The organism is Nitratireductor sp. L15S-10 (assembly GCF_045011005.1).
Classification (GTDB): domain Bacteria; phylum Pseudomonadota; class Alphaproteobacteria; order Rhizobiales; family Rhizobiaceae; genus Nitratireductor.
The window spans coordinates 41,462-62,096 of the sequence record NZ_CP120674.1 but is presented as its reverse complement, the minus strand read 5'-3'; the positions used below and the strand labels follow the sequence as shown (position 1 = coordinate 62,096).

The following is a 20,635-nucleotide window of genomic DNA, read 5'->3' as shown; positions in this document are numbered from 1 at the left end:
AGAGTATTTTGCAATCAGGCGGAAACACCTGACGTCAGCACAAATGCAGGAAATCAGACAGATAGAACAGGGCAGCGTTTCAGTGAAACGCTCTAAAGATTGTCTGCCAGCAATATTTCGATGCGGATCTTCTCCTGTGCGGCGAAGGGCTGGCGGCGGTCTCTGCGGGCACGCAGGATGCGCAAAGCACTACGTACGGCGTGGCCAGGGTTTTGAGCGATAATTGCGTCCAGCCGCTCGTCACGCAGCGCCTCCTCATTGAAGGGCGTGCGTTCGTGCGCCACCACGATCAGGTCGGTCAGGTCCGCGCAATGCGACAGCGCTTCCAGCGGAACCCGGCCTTCCGGGCTCATGATGTATGCTGCCACAATGTCCCGGTGGTTGGCGAAGGTCTGCTTGATGATGCGCTCCGCCCGCGCAGGATCGCCGTGGGTTTCGAGTGTTGGCAGGCAGGAAAGCGTGGGGAAATTCTGGTGGATCACGCGGTCGAAGCCCAGTCGTCGCTTGAGGCTGTCCTGCGCATGAATAGTCTCGGTGATGATGGCAATGGTGCCACCGCGCCCGGCGTTGAAACGGCCAATCAGGCGGCCCGCCGTGGCACCGGCGGCGATGTTGTCGATGCCGACAAAATCGTGATGTTCCAGATTTGCCTGACCCGAAAGGAAATGCACCACACTGATGTCGCGCTCGTTGAGGCGTAGCACGGCGTCGCGGGTCTGCGGCGATTCCGGAGCCATCAGGGCGACGCCGTTCACCTCATCGGTCTGAAGCGAGGATAGAAGGTTGGCGACGGCGTGAGGATCCTCGACATCGAGGCGCACGACCCCCACCTCTACCAGCTCGGATTTCAGGGGCGCGCGTGCCGATTCGATTTCGGCCAGCAGCTCAGACAGATACTGGTCACCGCGCTCGGGCAGGACGAACAGAAACCGATAGACCCTGTTGCGCGCCAGGTTAACCGCCGCGAGATTTCGCTCAAAACCGATACGCTTGATCGCATCCTGAACTTTTCGTACTGCGCGCGCGCTGACATTAGGCCGCTCGTTCAACACACGGTCCACCGTGGCCAGGCTGACACCGGCGGCTTTGGCCAGATCTTTGGTGGTGGGTCGCATCGGGCTCCGCGATCAGTGCATGAACAACGTCCTTATCGACCAGACAAGGGGGTTATGGCAAGGTAAATGAGGTGCGTACCTCAAAAATTACTTGATTTGAGGGGCGTACCTCATTTATGCCTAGGGATGAGAGGCAGCGTGGATAAGGCGCTGTCGGTCGCGTTGGGAGGAGAGGTTCCGGTTACCCGGTTCACCCGCGCAGATGAGGAGCGCCCGAGGGCGCACGCCACCTGTTTGCAGCAGGAGGCTTGGGAGGAGTGTATCTGCATGAAACATTCGATCTTGAATTCCGCGGCGATAGCAGGTCTGGCGATCGGCGCCGGTCTTGCGTCTTCTGCTTCCGCACAGGCGGACGAACTGACCCTGTGCTGGGCTGCATGGGATCCCGCCAACGCGCTGGTCGAGCTCTCGAAGGATTTTGAAAAGCAGTCCGGACACACGATGAAATTCGAGTTCGTTCCGTGGCCGAATTTCGCCGACCGGATGCTCAATGAGCTGAATTCGGGCGGGCAGCTTTGCGATCTGATGATTGGCGACAGCCAGTGGATCGGCGGCTCTGCCGAAAGCGGCCACTACGTCAAGCTGAACGACTTTTTCGAGCAGGAAGGCATCACCATGGATGACTTCATTCCTGCAACGGTGACCGGCTATGCCGAATGGCCCAAGGGCACACCGAATTACTGGGCGCTCCCGGCATTCGGTGATGTAGTCGGGTGGACCTACCGCAAGGACTGGTTCGAGAAGCCTGAGATACAGGAAGCATTCAAGGAAGAGTATGGCCGCGACCTGAAGGCTCCTGAAACCCTTGAGGAACTGAAGGACATTGCAGCCTTCTTCCAGGGGCGGGAAATTGACGGGCGCAAGGTCTATGGGGCGGCGATCTATACGGAGCGCGGTTCCGAAGGCATCACGATGGGTGTGACCAACGCACTCTACAATTACGGCTTCCAGTACGACAATCCGGACAAGCCCTACGAACTGGATGGTTTCGTCAATTCCGAAGGTGCCGTGAAGGGGCTCGAATTCTACAAGGAGCTCTATGACTGCTGTACGCCTCCGGGCTCTTCCGACTGGTATATGTCGGAGAACATCGATGCCTATAAATCCGGACAGGTCGCGCTTCAGATGAACTTCGCATTCATCTGGCCGGGCGTTGAGGCCGACCCGAATGTGGGCGGGGGAAAGTCCGGCTATTTTGCCAATCCGAAGGGCCCCGGCGGTCACTTCGCCCAGCTCGGAGGGCAGGGCATTTCCGTCGTCGCCTATTCCGACAAGCAGGATGCAGCGCTTGAATACATCAAGTGGTTTGCCCAGCCAGAGGTGCAGCAGAAATGGTGGGAGTCGGGCGGTTATTCAGCACTGAAAGCAGTGGTTGAAGATCCGGGTTTCGCTTCGAGTCAGCCTTATGCCCAGACGTTTCTCGACTCCATGGCCATTGTGAAGGATTTCTGGGCCGAGCCCGCTTACGCCTCGCTTCTTCTGGCGATGCAGGACCGCGTGCATGACTATGTCATCGCCGGAAACGGTACCGCGCAGGAAGCTCTGGACGCTCTGGTCGAGGACTGGACGGAAATCTTCGAAGACGAAGGCAAATACTAGCCGCCTCCCGGCTTTGATGGGCGATGCTGGCTCCTGTCAGCATCGCCGCCCTTACTCACCAGCGTGCAGGTCCGAAGATGTCCATCAAGCCGATCGAAAGAGCCGCTTCGGCCACGCCGCAGAGCGTTGCACGGAAAGTCCGCGGATTGTCGGACCGCGCCATCGCCTGGCTTTTCGTTGCGCCAACCATTCTGCTTCTGCTCGCCATCAACATCTTCCCGCTGATCTGGACGGTGCGGCTCAGTTTCACCAATTTCCGCGTGAACCGCCCCAATCGTGAGGCCGATTTCGTCGGCTTGCGCAATTATGAGCGCATTCTCACCGATGGCGACATCTGGGTGACCATGCAGGCCACCGCACATTTCCTGTTCTGGACCATCGTTCTTCAGGTCCTGATCGGTTTCACGCTCGCCTATCTGATCAACAAGAAGTTTCGCGGCAGCGATCTGTGGACCACCGTCATCGTGCTGCCGATGATGTTGTCACCGGCGGTGGTGGGGAACTTCTGGACCTTTCTCTACCAACCGCAAATCGGTCTGTTCAATTATGTGGTCGGCTTTCTGAGCGGCACGGATCCATCCGGATTTTCCATGATCGGCGAGGTCGCGCTTGCGCCGTGGGCCATCGTGATCGTCGACACCTGGATGTGGACCCCTTTTGTCATGCTGATCTGTCTCGCCGGACTGCGCTCGATTCCCGAAAGCATCTATGAAGCGGCCGAATGCGACCGTGCCAGCAAGTGGCGGCAGTTCTGGACAATCACGATACCGATGGTTCTGCCGTTTCTCATGCTGGCAGTCCTGTTTCGCGGCATCGAGAACTTCAAGATGTTCGATCTCGTGGTTCAGCTCACGGGTGGCGGCCCGGGCTCGACCACCGAACTGACCTCAATCAACCTGAAGCGCGAAGCGTTCGAGAAATGGCGGACCGGTTATGCATCGGCATACGCCGTCATACTCTTCGTGACGGTCTTCGGCCTCGCCTCGATCTATGTGAAGGCTCTGAACAAGGTGAAAGAGAGATGAGTTTCTCCGTAACGGAACCTTCCGCTCGTCAGAAGCTGTTCGCCGGCGTGCTGGTGGTGGTCTATGCGCTGGTCACCATCATGCCGCTCGCATGGATCATCGCCACTGGCTTCAAGACCCCGTCCGATGCCATCGCCTACCCGCCAAAGGTTGTCTTTGAACCTTCGCTTGAGGGCTATGTGAACCTGTTCACGACGCGGACGCGGGCAAGTGCGGAGACGCTTGAAAGTCTCGGTGAGCCACAGACCTGGTATGACAGCATTGTCCGCAAGAACGACATGGTGATCGTCGGTCCGTCCCGCTATGGCGAGCGCTTTCTGAACTCCGTCATCATTGGCTTCGGATCGACCTTCCTCTCTGTTTTTCTGGGAACCATCGCGGCTTACGCCTTCTCCAGGTTCAAGGTGCCGCTGAAGGACGATCTGATGTTCTTCATCCTGTCCACGCGCATGATGCCGCCCATTGCGGTCGCCATTCCCATCTTCCTGATGTATCGGGAGCTGGGCCTGAATGACACGCATCTGGGCATGATCCTGCTTTACACGGCGGTCAATCTTTCGCTCTCGGTCTGGCTTCTCAAAGGGTTCATCGACGAAATTCCGGTCGAGTATGAGGAGGCCGCGCTGATCGATGGCTACACCCGCTTTCAGGCTTTCTACAAGGTGGTGCTGCCGCAGGCGGCGACGGGCATCGCCTCCACGGCGATCTTCTGCCTGATCTTCGCCTGGAATGAATATGCCTTTGCCGTGCTTCTGACCTCGGGCACCGCGCAGACGGCGCCGCCTTTCATCCCCACGATCATTGGCGTGGGCGGTCAGGACTGGCCGGCTGTTGCTGCTGGAGCGACGCTCTTCCTCGTGCCGGTCATGGTTTTCACCATCCTGCTGCGCAAGCATCTCCTTCGCGGCATTACATTCGGAGCGGTGCGCAAATGATCCTGTCGCAGACCAGGCCCACAGAAGGGGAAAGGGAGCGCAAGTCCACTGCGCCACGCCGCATATTCGTGCGCGGCCCGTGGGAAATGGGCGCCAGCATCCTGATCGGCCTTGGCGTCCTGATGCTGATGCAGCCCTTTTTCCTCTGGGCCTATACCTACAGCTTCATCGTGCTTCTTGTTGGTACGGTCGGTTTCATCATCGTCTCGCATTTTCCGGAGTAGATGGTGGCCAGGATCGAAATCAGAAATCTCCGCAAGGAATTTGGTGACTTCACTGCGGTGCAGTCTTCGAGTTTCGTCATCGAGGATGGCGAGTTTTTCATGCTGCTCGGCCCCTCGGGCTGCGGGAAGACAACGACGCTGCGCATGATGGCCGGGCTTGAGCTACCCACATCCGGCGAGATTTTCATCGATGATGAAGAGGTGAGCCAGAAGCGGGCCAGCGAGCGGGATATCGCCTTCGTCTTCCAGATGTTCGCGCTCTACCCGCATATGAATGTGCGCAAGAACATTTCCTATCCGCTGGTCAGCCAGGGCATGAAGCGTGCGCAGGTGAAGGAGAAGGTTGCGGAAGTGTCGCGCATTCTCGGCATTGAGGACATTCTGGATCGTCCGGTCAGCGGTCTGTCGGGTGGTGATCGGCAGCGTGTGGCGCTTGGGCGCGCCATCGTTCGCGAGCCGAAGGCATTTTTCATGGACGAGCCGCTTGGCGCGCTCGACGCGGAATTCCGTGAGCACATGGCGCATGAGTTGCGCTCTCTTCACGACCGCATGGGAGCGACCACCGTCTATGTCACCCACGATCAGCTCGAAGCCATGCAGATGGGCGACAAGATTGTCGTGATGAACCATGGCGTTGTCGAGCAATTCGGCGTACCGCAGGATATCTATGACTGGCCGGCAACCATGTTCGTGGCCGATTTCATCGGCTCGCCCCCCATGAATTTTTTGAAGTTTGAGGGGGCGGTGGAAAAGGGGGGCACCAGCATCGACCTTGGTGGCGCCTTCGTAGAGGTCCCGCGCCTTCTGGAGGACGCGCGGGGACAACTGGCGCTTGGTGCGCGCCCTGAGCACATTCATTTTGATGATGCTGCATCCTATCGTGGCAAGATCACCGCGACGGAGTATCTCGGCACAACCCAGATCGTGTCCGTGGATACACCTCACGGTGCGCTCAAGGCGCGGCTTTCCTCCGAGCAGCCCGCGCGGGTCGGCGATGCTGTTGGTCTGCGCTTCGACCAGCGCACCCTGACCGTGTTTGACGCTGGGTCGGGTCGCGCACTCTTTTCCGAGGCAAACAGGAAGGTGCTTGGCCATGGGTGAGGTGATCCTGTCCAATGTCTCGAAAAGCTTCGGCGAAGATGTTGCCCTCGACCGTGTTTCCATGACGGTGCCGGATGGCGCGTTTGTTGTCCTGCTCGGTCCCACGGGTGCAGGCAAGACCACGACCTTGCGGGTTGTGGCCGGGCTGGAACGCCCCGACAGTGGTGATGTGCAGATCGGGGGCGTATCCGTTCTCGACAGAACCCCGGCGCAGCGCAATGTGGCAATGGTGTTCCAGCAATACTCGCTCTACCCGCATCTCACGGTCCGCCAGAACCTGGAGTTCCCGCTGAAATCGCCCCTGTTGCGCACACCAAAGGACGAGATTGAGCGCAAGGTTCGGGAAGTGGCCGAGGTGCTACGCATCGATCACAAGCTCGACAACAGGGCGACGGCGCTTTCGGGCGGAGAGATGCAGCGTGTTTCCATCGGTCGTGCTCTGGTGCGCAATCCGTCGATCTATCTGATGGATGAGCCACTGAGCTCGCTCGATGCCAAGCTGCGGGCCGAATTGCGCATCGAGTTGAAACGCATTCAGGCGCAGTCGGGCGCCACCCTGCTCTATGTGACGCACGATCAGGTGGAGGCGATGACCATGGCCACCCATGTCGGCGTGCTTGACCAGGGCCGGCTCGTGCAGTTCGGCTCACCCAGAGAAGTTTATGAGAGCCCGGTCAGCATCTATGCGGCAACGCGGCTTGGTCAGCCGCGGATCAATCTTCTGCCGGCGTCCGTTTTCGCCGACGCGCCCGAAGGGGCCAGGACCATCGGTCTGAGGCCGGAGCACATCGTGCAGGGTGAAGGGGAAGAGGGTTCGGTGGTTCGCGTTGAGCGGCTGGGCGACCAGACCCGCCTTCATCTCGACTTCAAGCAGCACGAAATCATCACTGTGACGGATCCCCACACCCCGCTCAAAACGGGTGATAGGGTGCAGATCCGTCCCCGCAACGCCTATTATTTCGACGCCGCCGGCGCACGCATCGTTTAGGAGAACCAGTCCATGACCCAGTTCTTGAATCGCAAGGAAGACGTCGTCACCGAGGCGGTGGATGGTGTTGTGGCCGCGTCTGGCGGAAAGCTGGCACGGCTCGATGGCTATCCGCATATCCGTGTGGTCGTCCGCAGCGACTGGACAAAGGACAGGGTCGCGCTAGTGTCGGGAGGGGGCTCGGGACATGAACCGGCTCATGCCGGGTTTGTTGGAAAGGGGATGCTGACCGCCGCGGTCTGCGGCGATGTTTTTGCATCCCCTTCGGTGGATGCGGTTCTTGCAGGAATTCTTGCCGTGACGGGCCCGGCGGGCTGCCTCGTGATCGTAAAGAATTATACCGGTGACAGGCTCAATTTCGGTCTGGCTGTCGAGCGCGCCCGTGCTTTCGGGCACAAGGTGTCCATGGTCATTGTCGATGACGACATTGCCCTGCCGGATCTGCCGCAGGCGCGCGGTCTTGCCGGCACTCTGTTTGTGCACAAGATTGCCGGCGCTCTGGCCGAAGAAGGAGCCGATCTCGATGCTGTGACGCAGGCAGCGGAACGCGTGATTGCGGGTGCAGAGAGCATAGGCATGTCGCTTGACACCTGCCGGGTGCCCGGTGCCGCGAAGGAAGACCGTATTCCCGACGGGATGGCCGAGCTGGGACTGGGCATTCATGGCGAGGCAGGTGTCGAGCAGGTCAGGTTCGATAACGCGAGGGTGGCGGTTGATGCAATGTGCCAAAAACTCTCTTCTGTCATGACCGGGGATCGATATGTGGTGCTGTTGAACAACCTCGGTGGAACCTCCGCGCTGGAAATGGGGGTTCTGGCACATGAGGTGGCGCGCTCTTCGATCGGTGGCAAGCTGGAAGCGATGGTCGGGCCGGCGGCCATGATGACCTCCCTCGATATGCGGGGCTTCTCCATCTCGGTTCTGCCCGCGACCAAAGAGAATATGCGCCTGCTTGGCGCCTCGGCGGAGATATCCGCCTGGCCGGGGGTCCGTGGCTTGTCCGACGTTGCGGTGGTGCCGCTTCCCGACGGGTTGAAACCGATAAAGCCACTGCCATCCGAGCATGCCCCGACACGCGCATTTCTCACCAGATGCTGCAATGTGCTCATTGAAGCCGAGGCGAAGTTGAACGCGCTCGATGCCAAGACCGGCGATGGCGATACGGGCTCGACATTGGCCGGTGCTGCCCGCGCTCTTCTGGATCGAATAGATCAATTGCCGTTGTCCGATCATACGCAGCTTTTGCGCGCACTGGGTCAGGAACTCAGCCAGACCATGGGCGGTTCATCGGGCGTGTTGCTGGCGATCTTCTTTGCGGCAGCGGGTGATGCTGCCTCCAGCGGCGAGCCGATGGGGGCCGCGCTGAAAACCGGGCTTGCGCGCATGCAGGAAATTGGTGGTGCAGGGCCGGGTGACCGCACCATGGTGGATGCGCTGGCACCTGCCCTTGAAGCCCTGCAGAACGGCCTTCCCGCTGCCGCTGAGGCAGCCCGTGCCGGGGCGCAGGAAACGGCCACGATGGCGCAGGCGCGCGCTGGTCGGTCTGCCTATATCAACGCCCAGCAACTGGAGGGAAATGTCGATCCGGGTGCGGAGGCTGTCGCTATATTGTTTGAGCAACTCGCTCGAGAATAGTACTGGCTCAGTGGCTGCCCGAATTGGATTCTGGGTGGCTCTGGTTATGGCAGTGACGATGTGCGCAATCGCGTTTATGAAAGCGTAGGTCAGTTCGGCTGTCAGCACTCAAGCAGCCTGGTTACCGGTGTGAACAAGACGATTGGCCATTCAGCCGGGGATATCCAGGCCCGCTTTAATCCAGTGTTCCCTGTTGTTTCTATGACATAACGCAGATCCCGCCTGCGCCTGCTGACAATGTACGGTCGGAAAATCCGCATCATCCCGAAGGTCGAGTGTGTTGCGCTGCGTGCGCTTCGCCGGTAGGGTCGCTTTCGCATGCGGTTCCGCATCCTGCGGATGAAAAGGGAACCCGGTGCGATTTCCTTGCGGAATCAATCCCGGGGCTGCCCTCGCAACTGTAAGCGGCAAGTTCTTTCCAATGCCACTGGCCAGAGCCGGGAAGGCGGAGCGAACGTCCGAGCCGCGAGCCAGGAGACCTGCCTCATGCATTGACCATGAACGCCGGACGAGGTGCGCCGGCAGGAGGATCAGAATGCATGCAGGCACAGCCTTGCCGGCGATAAAGCGGCATTTCGTGTTCGAATTGACTCGATATGTTATATCATTTCATATAAGCATTTCAGGATTTCGTCGTCTGGTTCTGGCAGGTGTCCTGAATGCGCATTGATCTGGCTGGTTTTGCTCGGGAAGGGGTGTTGGGCGATCACTGCGATCTTATGCGCCTCGTGGAACGCGCCGATACGCTTGGCTTCGACGGTATCTGGTTCAATGAATTCCACTTTTCCCGCGATACGCTGCCCTATCCATCCACGCTTCTGCTGGGGGCGGATATCCTGGCGCGGACCGAGCGTCTGCGATTTGGAACGTCGATCCTCGTTCTGCCGCTCTATCATCCGCTCCTTCTGGCGGAGCAGATTGCACAGCTGGATTTTCAGAGTGGCGGCCGGGTCGATGTGGGCATCGGACGAGGCACGGACCCATCGACCTTCAGCGCGCTGGGGGTCGCGCCGGGCGAGGTGCATCTGCGTTTCCGCGAAGCGCTGAAGATCATGATCGAGGCGTGGACAATGCCGCATTGCTCCGCCGATGCCGGCCCGTGGAAGTTCTCCAATGTCGCTGTGGGGCCGCGACCGGTGCAGCAGCCGCATCCACCCATCTATGTTGCGGGGGTTTCCGAAGAAACGGTCGACATCGCTGCGCGAAACGGGTTCCCGCTGCTCCTCAGCCTCGAGCCGAACGAGGCGCGGCAATTGCCCGTGTTCGATGCGGCGCTGAATCGGCATGGCACCACCCGCGCCGCGCTGACCGCATCGTCGCTTTCACGCTACGTGGTGATCGCGCCGACCCGGGCGGAAGCGGAGAGGTGTGTCGACGCGCTTCTTGAAAAGCTGAACACCCGTCGCGCCGAACGCGCGTTGGCGCGCGGAGTGGCACCGCCACAGCCGCGCAGCCGCGCTGCGATGGTGGCGGATTTCACCATCTCGGGTACGCCGGAGGACTGCCATGCACAACTGTGCGCCCTTTCTGCACGCACGGGATCGCAGAGCATACGCTGTCTGTTCAGCGCCAATGGCCTTATTGCCAACGATGTGGCGCTCAGGGGCATGGAGCTCTTCGCCACAGAAGTACTCTCCGCTTTCCGGCAGCAACCCTCTTCTCCACCCCCATTCGAAAACGCCGTCAACAAGCCGGCTATCCAAGGAGTGATTTCATGATCCGTTCTCGCGGCTTTTCCGCGTTTGTTTTGGCAGGCATTTTCCTTGCATCAACATCTGTGTTCGCGGGCGAGCCCGGGTTTCCCCATACGGATGAGAACTGCGGGGTCACCACAGTCTATGAAGTGCCGCCGGCACGAGCCGTGACACTCAGCAACAACGCGACGGAGCTGATGCTGGCGCTGGGTCTGGAAGACCGAATGGCGGGCACCTCCTACATGGCGAACCTGAAGATCAGCCCACAGTATGAGGAGGCCTATAAAAAGGTCCCGGTGCTTTCGCCACTCGTTGCCACCACTGAGCAGCTTATCGAGGTCGAAGCCGATTTCGTCTATGCCGGCTATCCCGACGGGTTCAGCGAGAGCCGTCACACGCGCGACCAGCTGCACGATCTGGGCATGAAAACGCGGCTGAATACCGAGGGTTGCAATCTCGGCAGGTTTGGCTTCGATGAGCTCTACGCGGAGATCCGCTCTGTTGCAGCCATATTCGGTGTGCGTGAGCGCGGCGAAGCGCTGATTGCTGATATGGAAATGCGCCTCGCTGCAGTAGCAGAACAGCTGGAAGACGTAGAGGTTACGCCGGTCTTCATCTTCAATGGTGGCGAAGCCGCGCCTCGTGCAGTGCTTGGCAACACCATGCTGTCGCACGTCGTGTCGCGAGCCGGCGGCGAGAACATCTTCGGCGATGTCGCGAACCGCTATGGCCAGGTCTCGTGGGAACAGATTGCCGAGCGCATGCCTGAATACATAGTGGTCTATTATTCCGGCACTGCCGGCGGCCAGGTGGTGGGAGACCCGGCCGGGGAACTGGGCGAAGGGCGCATTGAGATCCTGAAAGCCAACCCGACCATCAGGGAGGTACCAGGCATTGCCAGGGAAAGATTCGTGACAATCGACTCCGTTTGGGGGCAGCCGGGGCCGAGTTCCATCGACGCGGTAGAAAAACTGGCGCGTGCTTTCCACCCCGATCGGATGGGCCATTAGCAGACCGGACGGAACCGAAAAATGCATGCGCCCGTCGCGAAACAAAACCAGCCTGAGAGCCACGAAGCGCTGCTGACAGTGCTTCGGTCAGCACCGCCAGTGCGAGGCACGGCACTTCGCTCCGTTGCGGCCCAGTGTGCCGCAAGCGGGGGGTCGCCGGGCTATGCTTTGGTTATTCTCCTCATGGTTGGACTGCTGCTGGGCGTGGTGATCGCAGGACTGATGTTCGGCTCAGTGCATATACCCGGGGAAACGGCGGTCGCCATACTCGCCAATCTGGTGGCCGGTGACGGTCTGGTGGAGCCTGGCTGGCGTGCGGTCTACGAGACGATTGTGGTCCAGACCCGTATGCCGCGCGTGGTGCTTGCCGCCCTTGTGGGCGCAAGCCTCGGAGTTACCGGGATGACGATCCAGTCCATCGTCCGCAATCCACTGGCGGGACCCGGCATTCTGGGAATCTCCTCAGGTGCGGCGACGGGCGCCGTGGTGGTGATGCGCTGGGGGTTTCTCGGCCTGGGCGTATTCACGCTACACATTTCGGCCTTCCTTGGCGGGCTCATAACATTGTTCGCTGTGTTCTGGGTTGCGCGAACGGGCGGGTTCATGACGCCGACGCGGCTCGTGCTTGCTGGCGTGGCGATGAGCGCGATCCTCAGCGCGTTGACAAGCCTGATCGTGCTGACATCGCCCGATCCGCAACTTGCCTCCCGGGTCCTGTTCTGGACGCTGGGAGGCTTCGGCACGGCTCAGTGGAAACTCATACCCATACCGCTTGCTGCACTGGCGATTGGGTTAGGTGTGATGCTGGTTCAGGCCCGGCGGCTGAACTTGCTGATGGCAGGAGATGAAAGCGCGGTCGCCCTGGGTCTCAATGTCCAGCGCTTCCGTCAGAGCATGTTCGTGCTGGCGGCAGCACTCACCGGGATCACAGTGGCCGTGGCCGGGGTCATCGGCTTTGTCGGCCTCATCATGCCTCACATCGTGCGTTTTCTTGTTGGAGCCGATCATCGTCGCGCCTTGCCGGCGGTAGCGCTTCTGGGGGCGAGTTTCACCATCGGCGCCGATCTCGTCGCCCGCACGGTAATCGCGCCGCTGGAACTACCAGTCGGTATCGTCACGGCGCTGGTGGGTGGGCCGTTCTTCATCTGGCTTCTGCGGCGCGATGCACGTGGGCTGGGTGGCGCGCGATGAGCATCCGGCCTGGCACGCTTGATCTGTGCTCCGTCACCTTGCTGGCCGGCGGCAAGGCGCTGGTGGATAATGTGACTATGAGCATTTCCGAAGGCGAGATGGTCGGTCTTATCGGACCCAACGGCGCGGGAAAATCAAGTCTGCTTCGAACAATCTATCGCATCAACAGGCCTACATCCGGCACGGTGCTCGTGAACGGAGAAGATGCGTGGCGGCAGCCCACCGAGTGGGTTGCGCGCAATGTCGGCGCGGTGCTTCAGGATATGCCCGCCGAGTTTCCGCTGACCGTGCGCGACGTTGTCGCCATGGGGCGTTCGGCTCACAAGAAGCTTCTGGAACCCGACACGTCGCACGATCACGCGTTGCTTGTTGCGGCACTCGCGCTTCTAGGGTTGACGCCTCTGCAGGACCGCGCCTTTCGCACGCTTTCTGGAGGTGAACGGCAGCGAGCCCTTTTGGCGCGCGCGCTGGTGCAGCAGCCGCGCCTTCTGGTTCTTGATGAGCCGACGAACCATCTCGACATCCATCATCAGCTTCAGCTTCTGCGATTCATGCGCGGGCTTCAAACCACTGTGGTGGCAGCCCTGCATGACCTCAACCTGGCAGCAATGTTCTGCGACCGTCTTTTTGTGCTTGATCGGGGCCGACTGGTGGCTGCCGGTACACCCGAAACGGTGTTGACACCGGATCTGCTCCGGAATGTCTATCGTATTGAAGCGACGATTGCGCGGCACCCTGAAACCGGCACGGTCTGGGTGATGCCATCGGTTGCTCCGCCCACCCGATAGCCGGGAAGGCTGGTGTAGGTTTCAAGCCTGACAGACAAGATGCTGATATAATTAACGCGGCCTTAAGCGCTCCCGCGCTTTATGGGGCAGGCGCAACAGGTTTCGGCTTCAAAATGACGAACGAAGCAGATTTTCCCGGATTCCATGGTAACAGTCTGCATGGCTTGTTGCCCGGTCGGGCATGCGAGATGCCATGAGCAGCCTTGCGGAACCGCGCTGGCCGGCTTCGTCATCCGTGGCGCGCATGGCTGCCACGGGGCAGCCTTCTACCGTCATCGCGGCCGTCCTGCTCACAGTGTTGGTGGTTTCGTTTCGGCCATTTCAGCCCTCAGGGCCGCAACTCGCCGGGGACGGCGGTGACATCGTCAATCAGCTGGGATTTGGCGCGCTGGGTGCAATCGCCGTAGCGTCGCTTCTCATGCTGGTCGACCGGCGGGTGCTGGTTTCGCTGCTCAGCCCGTGGTGGCTTTTGCTCCTGGGGTTTGTGGGCATCGCCACCCTCAACACGCCGGTTCCAAGTGACACGATCCGCACAGTCGCCTTCTCGATCATCGGCATTGTCACGGTGGGAGCAGTCCTGACCCTGCCGCGCGATGCGGATGCGTTTTCGCGTGTACTGACGTGTGCGGGTTTCGTGATTCTCGGGCTTTCCTACTTTGGTGTTATCGCCATGCGCGATGTGGCTGTTCATCAGGCCTATGATTTGGAAGCACAGCATGCCGGCCTCTGGCGGGGCGTCTTTACGCATAAGAATATCGCCGGACCGGTTATGGCCGGATTGGCGTTTGCCGGTCTCTATCTGTGGCGGCGTGGATGGCGTTGGTCCGGTGGAACGATGGCGCTTCTGGCGATGATCTTTGTGTTCCACACAGGGTCCAAGACAACCACTGCCACCGTACCGCTGGCGGGGATGCTGATCGCATTGCCCGGTATATTCGGCCTGCGGTTCCTGGTGCCCGTCCTGGTGGTTGCTGCAGTCAGTGCGTTGGCGGTCGCAACTCTTGGCATCGTCTTCATCGATCCGGTCAAGGAACTGGCCGCGACGCTTGCTCCTGATCTTACCTATACAGGGCGAACGCCGATTTGGGATTTCGCCGGCGACATGATCGTCCAGAGGCCGCTCTTCGGATACGGTTTCGACAATTTCTGGATGACGGAACTCGTTTTTACCTCAGACCAACCGTTCGACCGTCCATGGGATATTCGGGGCATTGTTCATGGTCACAACGGCTATATCGACATTGCTCTCGGGATGGGACTTCCAGCACTTGCCGTAGCCATTGCAACGTTTCTTCTCGTGCCGCTACGCGATTACATGCGCACACCGCACTATCGTGAAAACATCTTTCTCGCCGATTTTTTCATGATGGTGGTGACGTTCAGCATGTTCAACGCCTTCCTCGAGAGCTTTTTCTTTCGCCGGACGGACCCCGTGTGGATGCTCCTCGTGATGGGAGTGTTGGGGATGCGTCTTGTGTCACGCTTCAGGGTGCCCACGCATTCCGTACGCTGACGAGGTATGCACGCCTTTTAAGGTATGACGCTGCGCTGTCATCGAATGGCGAAAAGGTCGTGGCTTCCCTGCTGCAAAACCGCGCACCATCCAACACACGCTTGTCCCAGCGGGTCGGCACCCGTACATTGATTTCAGTAATTTCTGAAAACAATGTCAGGACCACTCATCATGAATCTCCCGCCACTCCTGCAATCCTTCGTGTTGCACTTTGGAGAAATGGGCAGCCGCTGGGGCATCAACCGCACGGTCGGGCAGATTTACGCGCTTCTTTATGCGTCTTCCAATCCGCTCTGCGCGGATGACATTGTCGAGGCGCTGTCCATCTCACGCTCCAATGTCTCCATGAGCCTGCGTGAGCTTCAGGCTTGGAATCTTGTCATTCTGAAACATATTCCCGATGACAGGAGGGATTATTTCACCACACCGGACGATGTCTGGCAGATCCTGCGGACGCTGGCTGAAGAGCGCAAGAAGCGCGAGGTCGATCCCACGCTTTCCGTCCTTCGCGAACTTTTGATGCAGACACCCGGCAGTGAGGAAGAGCGCCACGCGCAGGCACGGCTCGCCGAGATGCAGACCCTCATCGAGCAGTTGACGAAATGGTATGACGATGTGAAGCATCTGGAGACCGAGCAATTGGCGACCTTGCTGAACCTTGGCGCAAAGGTGACAAGACTGCTCGACGCCAAGGACCGAATTGTCTCGCTCGGCCGCAAGCGCACGGAGCCGAAGACGTCATGACAACGCTCGACGCCGGCATAGGACGACGACGCCCTCAGGCCGCCGGGCGCACCAGAGCGGCAATGCCGCAGGCGCATTCGGATGAGGTTGCGGACACGCTGTCTGCGCGCGGCGGGGTCAGCAGAGCCGTGGTGCTTCTGCAAACGACTGCATCGTTGCTCTGGCTTCCGCAGGCGGCGCTCCTGGCGCTGGCGGTCGGCGGCATCGCCGCCGGTAGCGACGCTTCCGCGGCATGGTTGCCGGCCCTCGGCATTCTTGTTCTCGGTGTCGCGCGCGCGATGATGGACGGTGCGGGCAATCGCCTGGCGTTTCGTCAGGCGCGGAGCCGATTAAGCGCGCTGCGCAAGGAGGCGGTGGCCGCCCTTGCCAAAACCTCGCCGCTCGATGCTACGCGGCCTTCATCTGGGCTTGCCGCAAGCACCCTTGCCGAGCAGGCTGAGGCCATTGTGCCCTATGTCGCCCGCTTCCGCCCGGCGCGCTTCAAGGCGATGGTCGTACCATTGGGAATTCTTGCCTGCGTTCTGGCGTTCTCGTGGGCGGCAGCGCTTGTGCTGCTGATCGCGGCACCGCTGATCCCGATATTCATGGCGCTCGTGGGTTGGCGCGCCAAGCAGGCAAGCAAAGAGCAACTCGCCGAGATGGGCAGCATGAACGCGTTTCTCATGGATCGCCTGCGAGGACTGACAACGATCCGCAGCTTCGGTGCCGTGGATCGCACGGCAACGCAGCTGCGTGCCAGTGCCGAAGATCTTCGAGGCCGCACAATGGCGGTGTTGCGAATAGCGTTTCTTTCGTCCGCCGTATTGGAACTCTTTGCAGCGCTTGGCGTCGCCATGGTCGCAGTCTATGTGGGCTTCCACCTGCTCGGTGAGCTGAATTTCGGCGCATGGGGCAGCCGACTCTCCCTGGCGGAGGGGCTGTTCATCCTGCTTCTGGCGCCGTCCTTCTTCGAGCCGCTCCGCGACCTCTCCGCTGTCTGGCATGATCGGGCATCGGGCGAAGCTGCTTTCGATGCGTTGAAGAAGCTGGCCGCGTCGGGGCGAAAGACCGTGGCGGCGTCAGCTGCGAAGGGCAGTCGGATTGGGGCTCGCGGGGCGCTGTCGCTGTCAGTCGAAGGGCTTGTCTTCCGTCACGCGGAAGAGGCTGCCCCGGTCTTCAACGATTTTGATCTTGAAGTGGAGCCCGGCGAGCGCGTCGCGCTTGTTGCGCCAAGCGGCGAGGGCAAATCCACGCTGCTTGCACTCATCGCGGGGATGATTGTGCCTGAGAACGGTACAATTCGCATCGGCGGAGTGGCCATGGATCGCGCAAATGTCTCGGACCTGCGCGCCTCCATCGCCTGGATTGGTCAGGATCCCCATATCTTTCCCGGCACGATCAAAAGCAATGTAACGCTGGGCCGCCCCGACGTGGATCAGGCCCGCGTTTCGGCGGCACTAGAGGTGGTAAGCCTCTCGGAACTTGCGGCTCGGCGCGGGCCGGCGATGATCGGCGAAGGCGGCTTTGGCCTTTCCGGTGGCGAAGCACTCCGGCTGGCGCTGGCGCGTGCCGCCGCGACACCGCAGGCCGGCCTTGTTCTGGCCGACGAACCGACCGCGCACCTCGACCGGGAAACCGCGCACGAGGTCACCGAAAGCCTTCTACGCATCAGCCGGGGAAAAACCCTGATCGTAGCCACCCATGATCCATTGCTTGCAGCCCGCATGGACCGCGCCATCACCCTGAAAGCACCAGAAACGGCCGGAGACGGGTCATGACCGGGAACAGCAGTCTTCGCGCCGTCGCTTCGCTTTTCTGGTCCGGCAACCGCAACAGGCTTCTCGCCGGCGCACTCCTCTCGCTCGCCACCGTTTTGTGCGGCATAGCGCTTCTGGGGCTTTCGGGCTGGTTCATCACGGCGACGGCCATTGCCGGGCTTTCGCTGGCGACGGCGCTGGCCTTTGACGTGTTCGCCCCGTCGGCAGGCATCCGCTTCCTGGCGCTCGCCCGCACGGCATCGCGCTATGGCGAACGTATCGTCACCCATGATGCAACGCTGGAAGTGCTTGCAGAACTGCGCGAAAGACTGTTTCGCGGCTGGGCGGTCGCGGGTGCTGCACGCGCCATGGCGGCGCGGCCGGCCCGTCTACTTTTCCGGCTGACCAACGATATCGACGCGCTGGACTCGCTCTATCTGCGCGTTCTCGTGCCGCTGTTCTCGGCAGCCGGTGCCGCTGTTGTCGCCGGGCTGGCGCTTGGCCTCATCGACATCCGGCTTGGCGTCGCTTCTTCGCTGTTCCTGCTGGCAGTTGGGCTCGGTGTGCCCACGCTAGCGGCGCGCCTTGCCCGAAGGCCGGCCCGCCGTCGCGCACATGCGCTGGAGGTTCTACGCGCTCGCAGCATCGACCTTGTCCGTGGGCAAAGCGAACTCACGATGGCCGGGCGGATCTTTGCCCAGCGCGAGGCAATTGCCGAGGCCGACCGGCGCCTGGCAGAGGCCGACGATGCAATGAACAGGACGGAAACAGGCGTCAGCATCACGCTCGGCATAGCCGGTGCAGTTCTGCTCGCCGCGATCCTGATCTTCGGTGCTGAACTTGCGGAACGTGGTTACATCAGCGCACCCGTTGCCGCATTGGCACTGCTCATCGGCTTGACTGCGACAGAACCGTTTGCCGCCCTGCGGCGCGGTGCTGTCGAGCTTGGACGCACGCTGACAGCCGTCCGCCGCGTCGGACCACGGCTGGGAGCGCAAGATAGCACGCCGGCAATCAATGCGCCGAATGCTGCCCGAACGTCGATATGCCTGAAGCATATCACCGCGGTCCATCCGGGATCGGTCCATCCCGCGCTCAAGGATGTTTCCCTGCAGGTCGGACACGGTGAGCGTATTGCGGTAATCGGGGCGAGCGGGGCCGGCAAATCGTCGCTTCTGGCAGCGCTTGCCGGTGAGATGATACCTGTCGGGGGCGCGGTCTCCAGCCTTCCCTCAGTCCTGTTCACGCAACGCACGGAACTGTTCAACGACACGCTGCGTGGCAATCTCGTGCTCGCCAATCCAGCGTCCCGCGACGGTCAGTTGCATGCCGCACTGGAAGCGGCAGGACTTTCACGACTGCTGGCTCGGTTGCCGGATGGGCTCGACACCATGCTGGGCGAGGGCGGTGCCGGGCTTTCCACCGGCCAGGCACGTAGGCTTGCACTCGCCCGGCTGGTGCTGCGGGACGCGCCGGTCTGGCTGCTCGACGAGCCGACTGAGGGGCTCGACCGTGAAACCGCGAACGATGTGATTGCGCGGGTCGGATGGTTCGCGGCCGGCAGAACCCTCGTGGTGTCAACGCACATCCGCCGCGAGGCCGAAGGCGCAGACCGCATCGTGCGCATGGCACAGGGCCGCATCCTCGCCGAAGCGCACCGCGGCACGGCCGAATACAATTCTTTGCTCGAAGGTCTGAGACCAGAATGAGCGCTTCCTCCCGACGACCAAAGGAGCCGGACAGCCGGATGGTATAATGGAACTGAACATCGTCGATCTCTCGCGGTTGCAATTTGCGATCACCGCGCTCTACCACTTTCTGTTCGTCCCGCTGACGCTCGGACTGTCGGTGCTGGTCGCCATCATGGAGACCGTATACGTCATGACTGGCCGCACCATCTGGCGGCAGATGACGAAATTCTGGGGCACGCTCTTCGGCATCAATTTCGTGCTCGGCGTCGCCACCGGCATCGTCATGGAGTTCCAGTTCGGCATGAACTGGAGTTACTACAGCCACTATGTCGGCGATATCTTCGGTGCACCTCTGGCCATTGAAGGCCTCATGGCCTTCTTCCTGGAGGCGACCTTTGTCGGCCTCTTCTTCTTCGGCTGGGACAAGCTCTCCAGGCTCGGTCACCTGGCTTCTGCCTGGGCGGTCGCCATCGGCTCCAACTTCTCTGCGCTCTGGATCCTGATCGCCAATGGCTGGATGCAGAATCCGGTGGGCTCCGCATTCAATCCCCAGACCATGCGCATGGAAGTCACGGATTTTTACGCCGTGCTCATGAACCCGGTGGCGCAGGCAAAGTTCGTTCACACCGTGTCGGCCGGTTATGTCACGGCATCAGTTTTCGTTCTGGGCGTCTCCGCCTGGTACGTGCTCAAGGGCAGGCATCTGGAGCTTGCCAAGCGCTCAATGACTGTTGCTGCTTCTTTCGGCTTGGCAGCTGCTCTCTCGGTCGTGGTGCTGGGCGATGAAAGCGGCTATCTCGCCACCGAGCATCAGAAGATGAAGCTCGCCGCCATTGAGGCCATGTGGGAAACGGAGCCGGCACCGGCTTCCTTCACCGCTTTCGGTTTCCCGGATCAGGAAGCACGCGAAACCCATTATGCCGTGCATATCCCCTGGGCCATGGGAATCATCGCGACACGTTCGCTCGACACGCAGATTCCCGGAATTGAGGAACTGGTCGAACGCGCGGAAGAGCGCATCAGAAACGGTATCGTCGCCTATGATGCCCTGCAGAAAATCCGCGCCGCCGGCAGCACGGATGCCATTCCCGACGATGTGAAGGCAGCTTTCGAGGAGAGTGGCGCGGACCTCGGATATGCGCTGCTTCTGAAGCCGTATCTCGACGATCCGCGTGAAGCGACGGACGCGCAGATAACCCAGGCGGCAAACGACACGGTGCCAAACGTGCCGACGCTGTTCTGGACCTTCCGCATAATGGTCGGGCTGGGTTTCTTCTTTATACTGCTGATGGCTGTTTTCTTCTATCTGTCGGCCCGGCACAGGCTGGATCGCTATCCCATTCTTCTGCGGATCGCAGTTCTTGCTATCCCGCTCCCATGGATCGCAGCCGAATGTGGCTGGATCGTTGCGGAGTTCGGGCGTCAGCCGTGGATCATCGAAGGCGTGCTGCCGACCGCCGTGGCGGTCTCGAACCTTGGTGCTTCCACGGTGCTGATGACGATCATCGGCTTCTCGCTGATCTATACCGTCCTCTTCATCGTCGAAATGACGCTGATGCTGCGCGCCATTCGCAAGGGGCCTGAACCAGACGAAGAGCCCGAGGCCGAGTTCGGCCCCCGCGCCTTCGTTCCGGCGGAGTAAGAAA

Annotated in this window: 17 protein-coding genes and 1 riboswitch; of the genes, 16 read left to right on the top strand and 1 reads right to left on the bottom strand. The window is 60.6% G+C overall.

The features are described 5' to 3' along the window. Positions 1-92: 92 nt before the first annotated feature. Positions 93-1,115 (bottom strand): LacI family DNA-binding transcriptional regulator, encoded by a 1,023-nt coding sequence (locus P2W41_RS00275; RefSeq protein ID WP_404933980.1) that lies wholly within the window; start codon positions 1,113-1,115, stop codon positions 93-95. Between the two features lie 267 nt (positions 1,116-1,382). On the opposite strand from P2W41_RS00275, the gene P2W41_RS00270 reads away from it, so the two are divergent. From P2W41_RS00270 to P2W41_RS00195, 16 genes are all read left to right on the top strand, one after another. Continuing rightward, complete coding sequence (locus P2W41_RS00270; RefSeq protein ID WP_292898487.1) at positions 1,383-2,714, top strand: ABC transporter substrate-binding protein; 1,332 nt, start codon at positions 1,383-1,385, stop codon at positions 2,712-2,714. A 77-nt stretch (positions 2,715-2,791) separates the two neighbouring features. Then, positions 2,792-3,739 carry a carbohydrate ABC transporter permease gene (locus P2W41_RS00265; protein ID WP_292898488.1) on the top strand — a complete coding sequence of 316 codons (948 nt, stop codon included), beginning with the start codon at positions 2,792-2,794 and terminating at the stop codon, positions 3,737-3,739. After that, positions 3,736-4,674 (top strand): carbohydrate ABC transporter permease, encoded by a 939-nt coding sequence (locus tag P2W41_RS00260; protein WP_404933979.1) that lies wholly within the window; start codon positions 3,736-3,738, stop codon positions 4,672-4,674. Before P2W41_RS00265 ends, P2W41_RS00260 begins: the two co-directional genes overlap by 4 nt. Continuing rightward, on the top strand, positions 4,671-4,898 hold the full coding sequence (locus tag P2W41_RS00255; protein WP_404933978.1) for a hypothetical protein: 228 nt from the start codon (positions 4,671-4,673) through the stop codon (positions 4,896-4,898). Before P2W41_RS00260 ends, P2W41_RS00255 begins: the two co-directional genes overlap by 4 nt. A gap of 3 nt (positions 4,899-4,901) precedes the next feature. Beyond that, positions 4,902-5,999 carry an ABC transporter ATP-binding protein gene (locus tag P2W41_RS00250; protein WP_404933977.1) on the top strand — a complete coding sequence of 366 codons (1,098 nt, stop codon included), beginning with the start codon at positions 4,902-4,904 and terminating at the stop codon, positions 5,997-5,999. After that, positions 5,992-6,987: an ABC transporter ATP-binding protein gene (locus P2W41_RS00245; protein WP_404933976.1), complete on the top strand. Its 996-nt coding sequence runs from the start codon at positions 5,992-5,994 to the stop codon at positions 6,985-6,987. Before P2W41_RS00250 ends, P2W41_RS00245 begins: the two co-directional genes overlap by 8 nt. 12 nt (positions 6,988-6,999) lie before the next feature. Next, complete coding sequence (locus P2W41_RS00240; RefSeq protein ID WP_404933975.1) at positions 7,000-8,622, top strand: dihydroxyacetone kinase subunit DhaK; 1,623 nt, start codon at positions 7,000-7,002, stop codon at positions 8,620-8,622. Positions 8,623-8,926: 304 nt separating this feature from the next. Beyond that, positions 8,927-9,124, top strand: a riboswitch (cobalamin riboswitch). A gap of 157 nt (positions 9,125-9,281) precedes the next feature. Then, the gene (locus tag P2W41_RS00235; protein WP_404933974.1) at positions 9,282-10,340 is read left to right on the top strand and encodes an LLM class flavin-dependent oxidoreductase; all 1,059 of its coding nucleotides are present in this window, start codon (positions 9,282-9,284) and stop codon (positions 10,338-10,340) included. Beyond that, positions 10,337-11,326, top strand: coding sequence for an ABC transporter substrate-binding protein (locus P2W41_RS00230; RefSeq protein ID WP_404933973.1), 990 nt, complete (start codon positions 10,337-10,339; stop codon positions 11,324-11,326). Before P2W41_RS00235 ends, P2W41_RS00230 begins: the two co-directional genes overlap by 4 nt. A gap of 21 nt (positions 11,327-11,347) precedes the next feature. Next, entirely contained in the window at positions 11,348-12,517 is a 1,170-nt protein-coding gene (locus P2W41_RS00225; protein ID WP_404933972.1) for a FecCD family ABC transporter permease, read from the top strand. Beyond that, positions 12,514-13,305, top strand: coding sequence for an ABC transporter ATP-binding protein (locus P2W41_RS00220; protein ID WP_292898499.1), 792 nt, complete (start codon positions 12,514-12,516; stop codon positions 13,303-13,305). The genes P2W41_RS00225 and P2W41_RS00220 overlap by 4 nt, the downstream gene beginning before the upstream one ends. A gap of 193 nt (positions 13,306-13,498) precedes the next feature. After that, on the top strand, positions 13,499-14,818 hold the full coding sequence (locus tag P2W41_RS00215) for an O-antigen ligase (protein ID WP_292898500.1): 1,320 nt from the start codon (positions 13,499-13,501) through the stop codon (positions 14,816-14,818). A gap of 171 nt (positions 14,819-14,989) precedes the next feature. Next, the gene (locus P2W41_RS00210; protein WP_292898501.1) at positions 14,990-15,562 is read left to right on the top strand and encodes a GbsR/MarR family transcriptional regulator; all 573 of its coding nucleotides are present in this window, start codon (positions 14,990-14,992) and stop codon (positions 15,560-15,562) included. Further along, positions 15,559-17,319: a thiol reductant ABC exporter subunit CydD gene (gene cydD / locus P2W41_RS00205; protein ID WP_404933971.1), complete on the top strand. Its 1,761-nt coding sequence runs from the start codon at positions 15,559-15,561 to the stop codon at positions 17,317-17,319. Before P2W41_RS00210 ends, cydD begins: the two co-directional genes overlap by 4 nt. Next, the gene (locus P2W41_RS00200) at positions 17,316-19,007 is read left to right on the top strand and encodes an amino acid ABC transporter ATP-binding/permease protein (RefSeq protein ID WP_404933970.1); all 1,692 of its coding nucleotides are present in this window, start codon (positions 17,316-17,318) and stop codon (positions 19,005-19,007) included. The genes cydD and P2W41_RS00200 overlap by 4 nt, the downstream gene beginning before the upstream one ends. A 46-nt stretch (positions 19,008-19,053) precedes the next feature. Continuing rightward, a complete protein-coding gene (locus P2W41_RS00195) occupies positions 19,054-20,631 on the top strand; it encodes a cytochrome ubiquinol oxidase subunit I (protein WP_404933969.1) in 1,578 nt (525 codons plus the stop codon). The last annotated feature ends 4 nt before the right edge of the window (positions 20,632-20,635 follow it).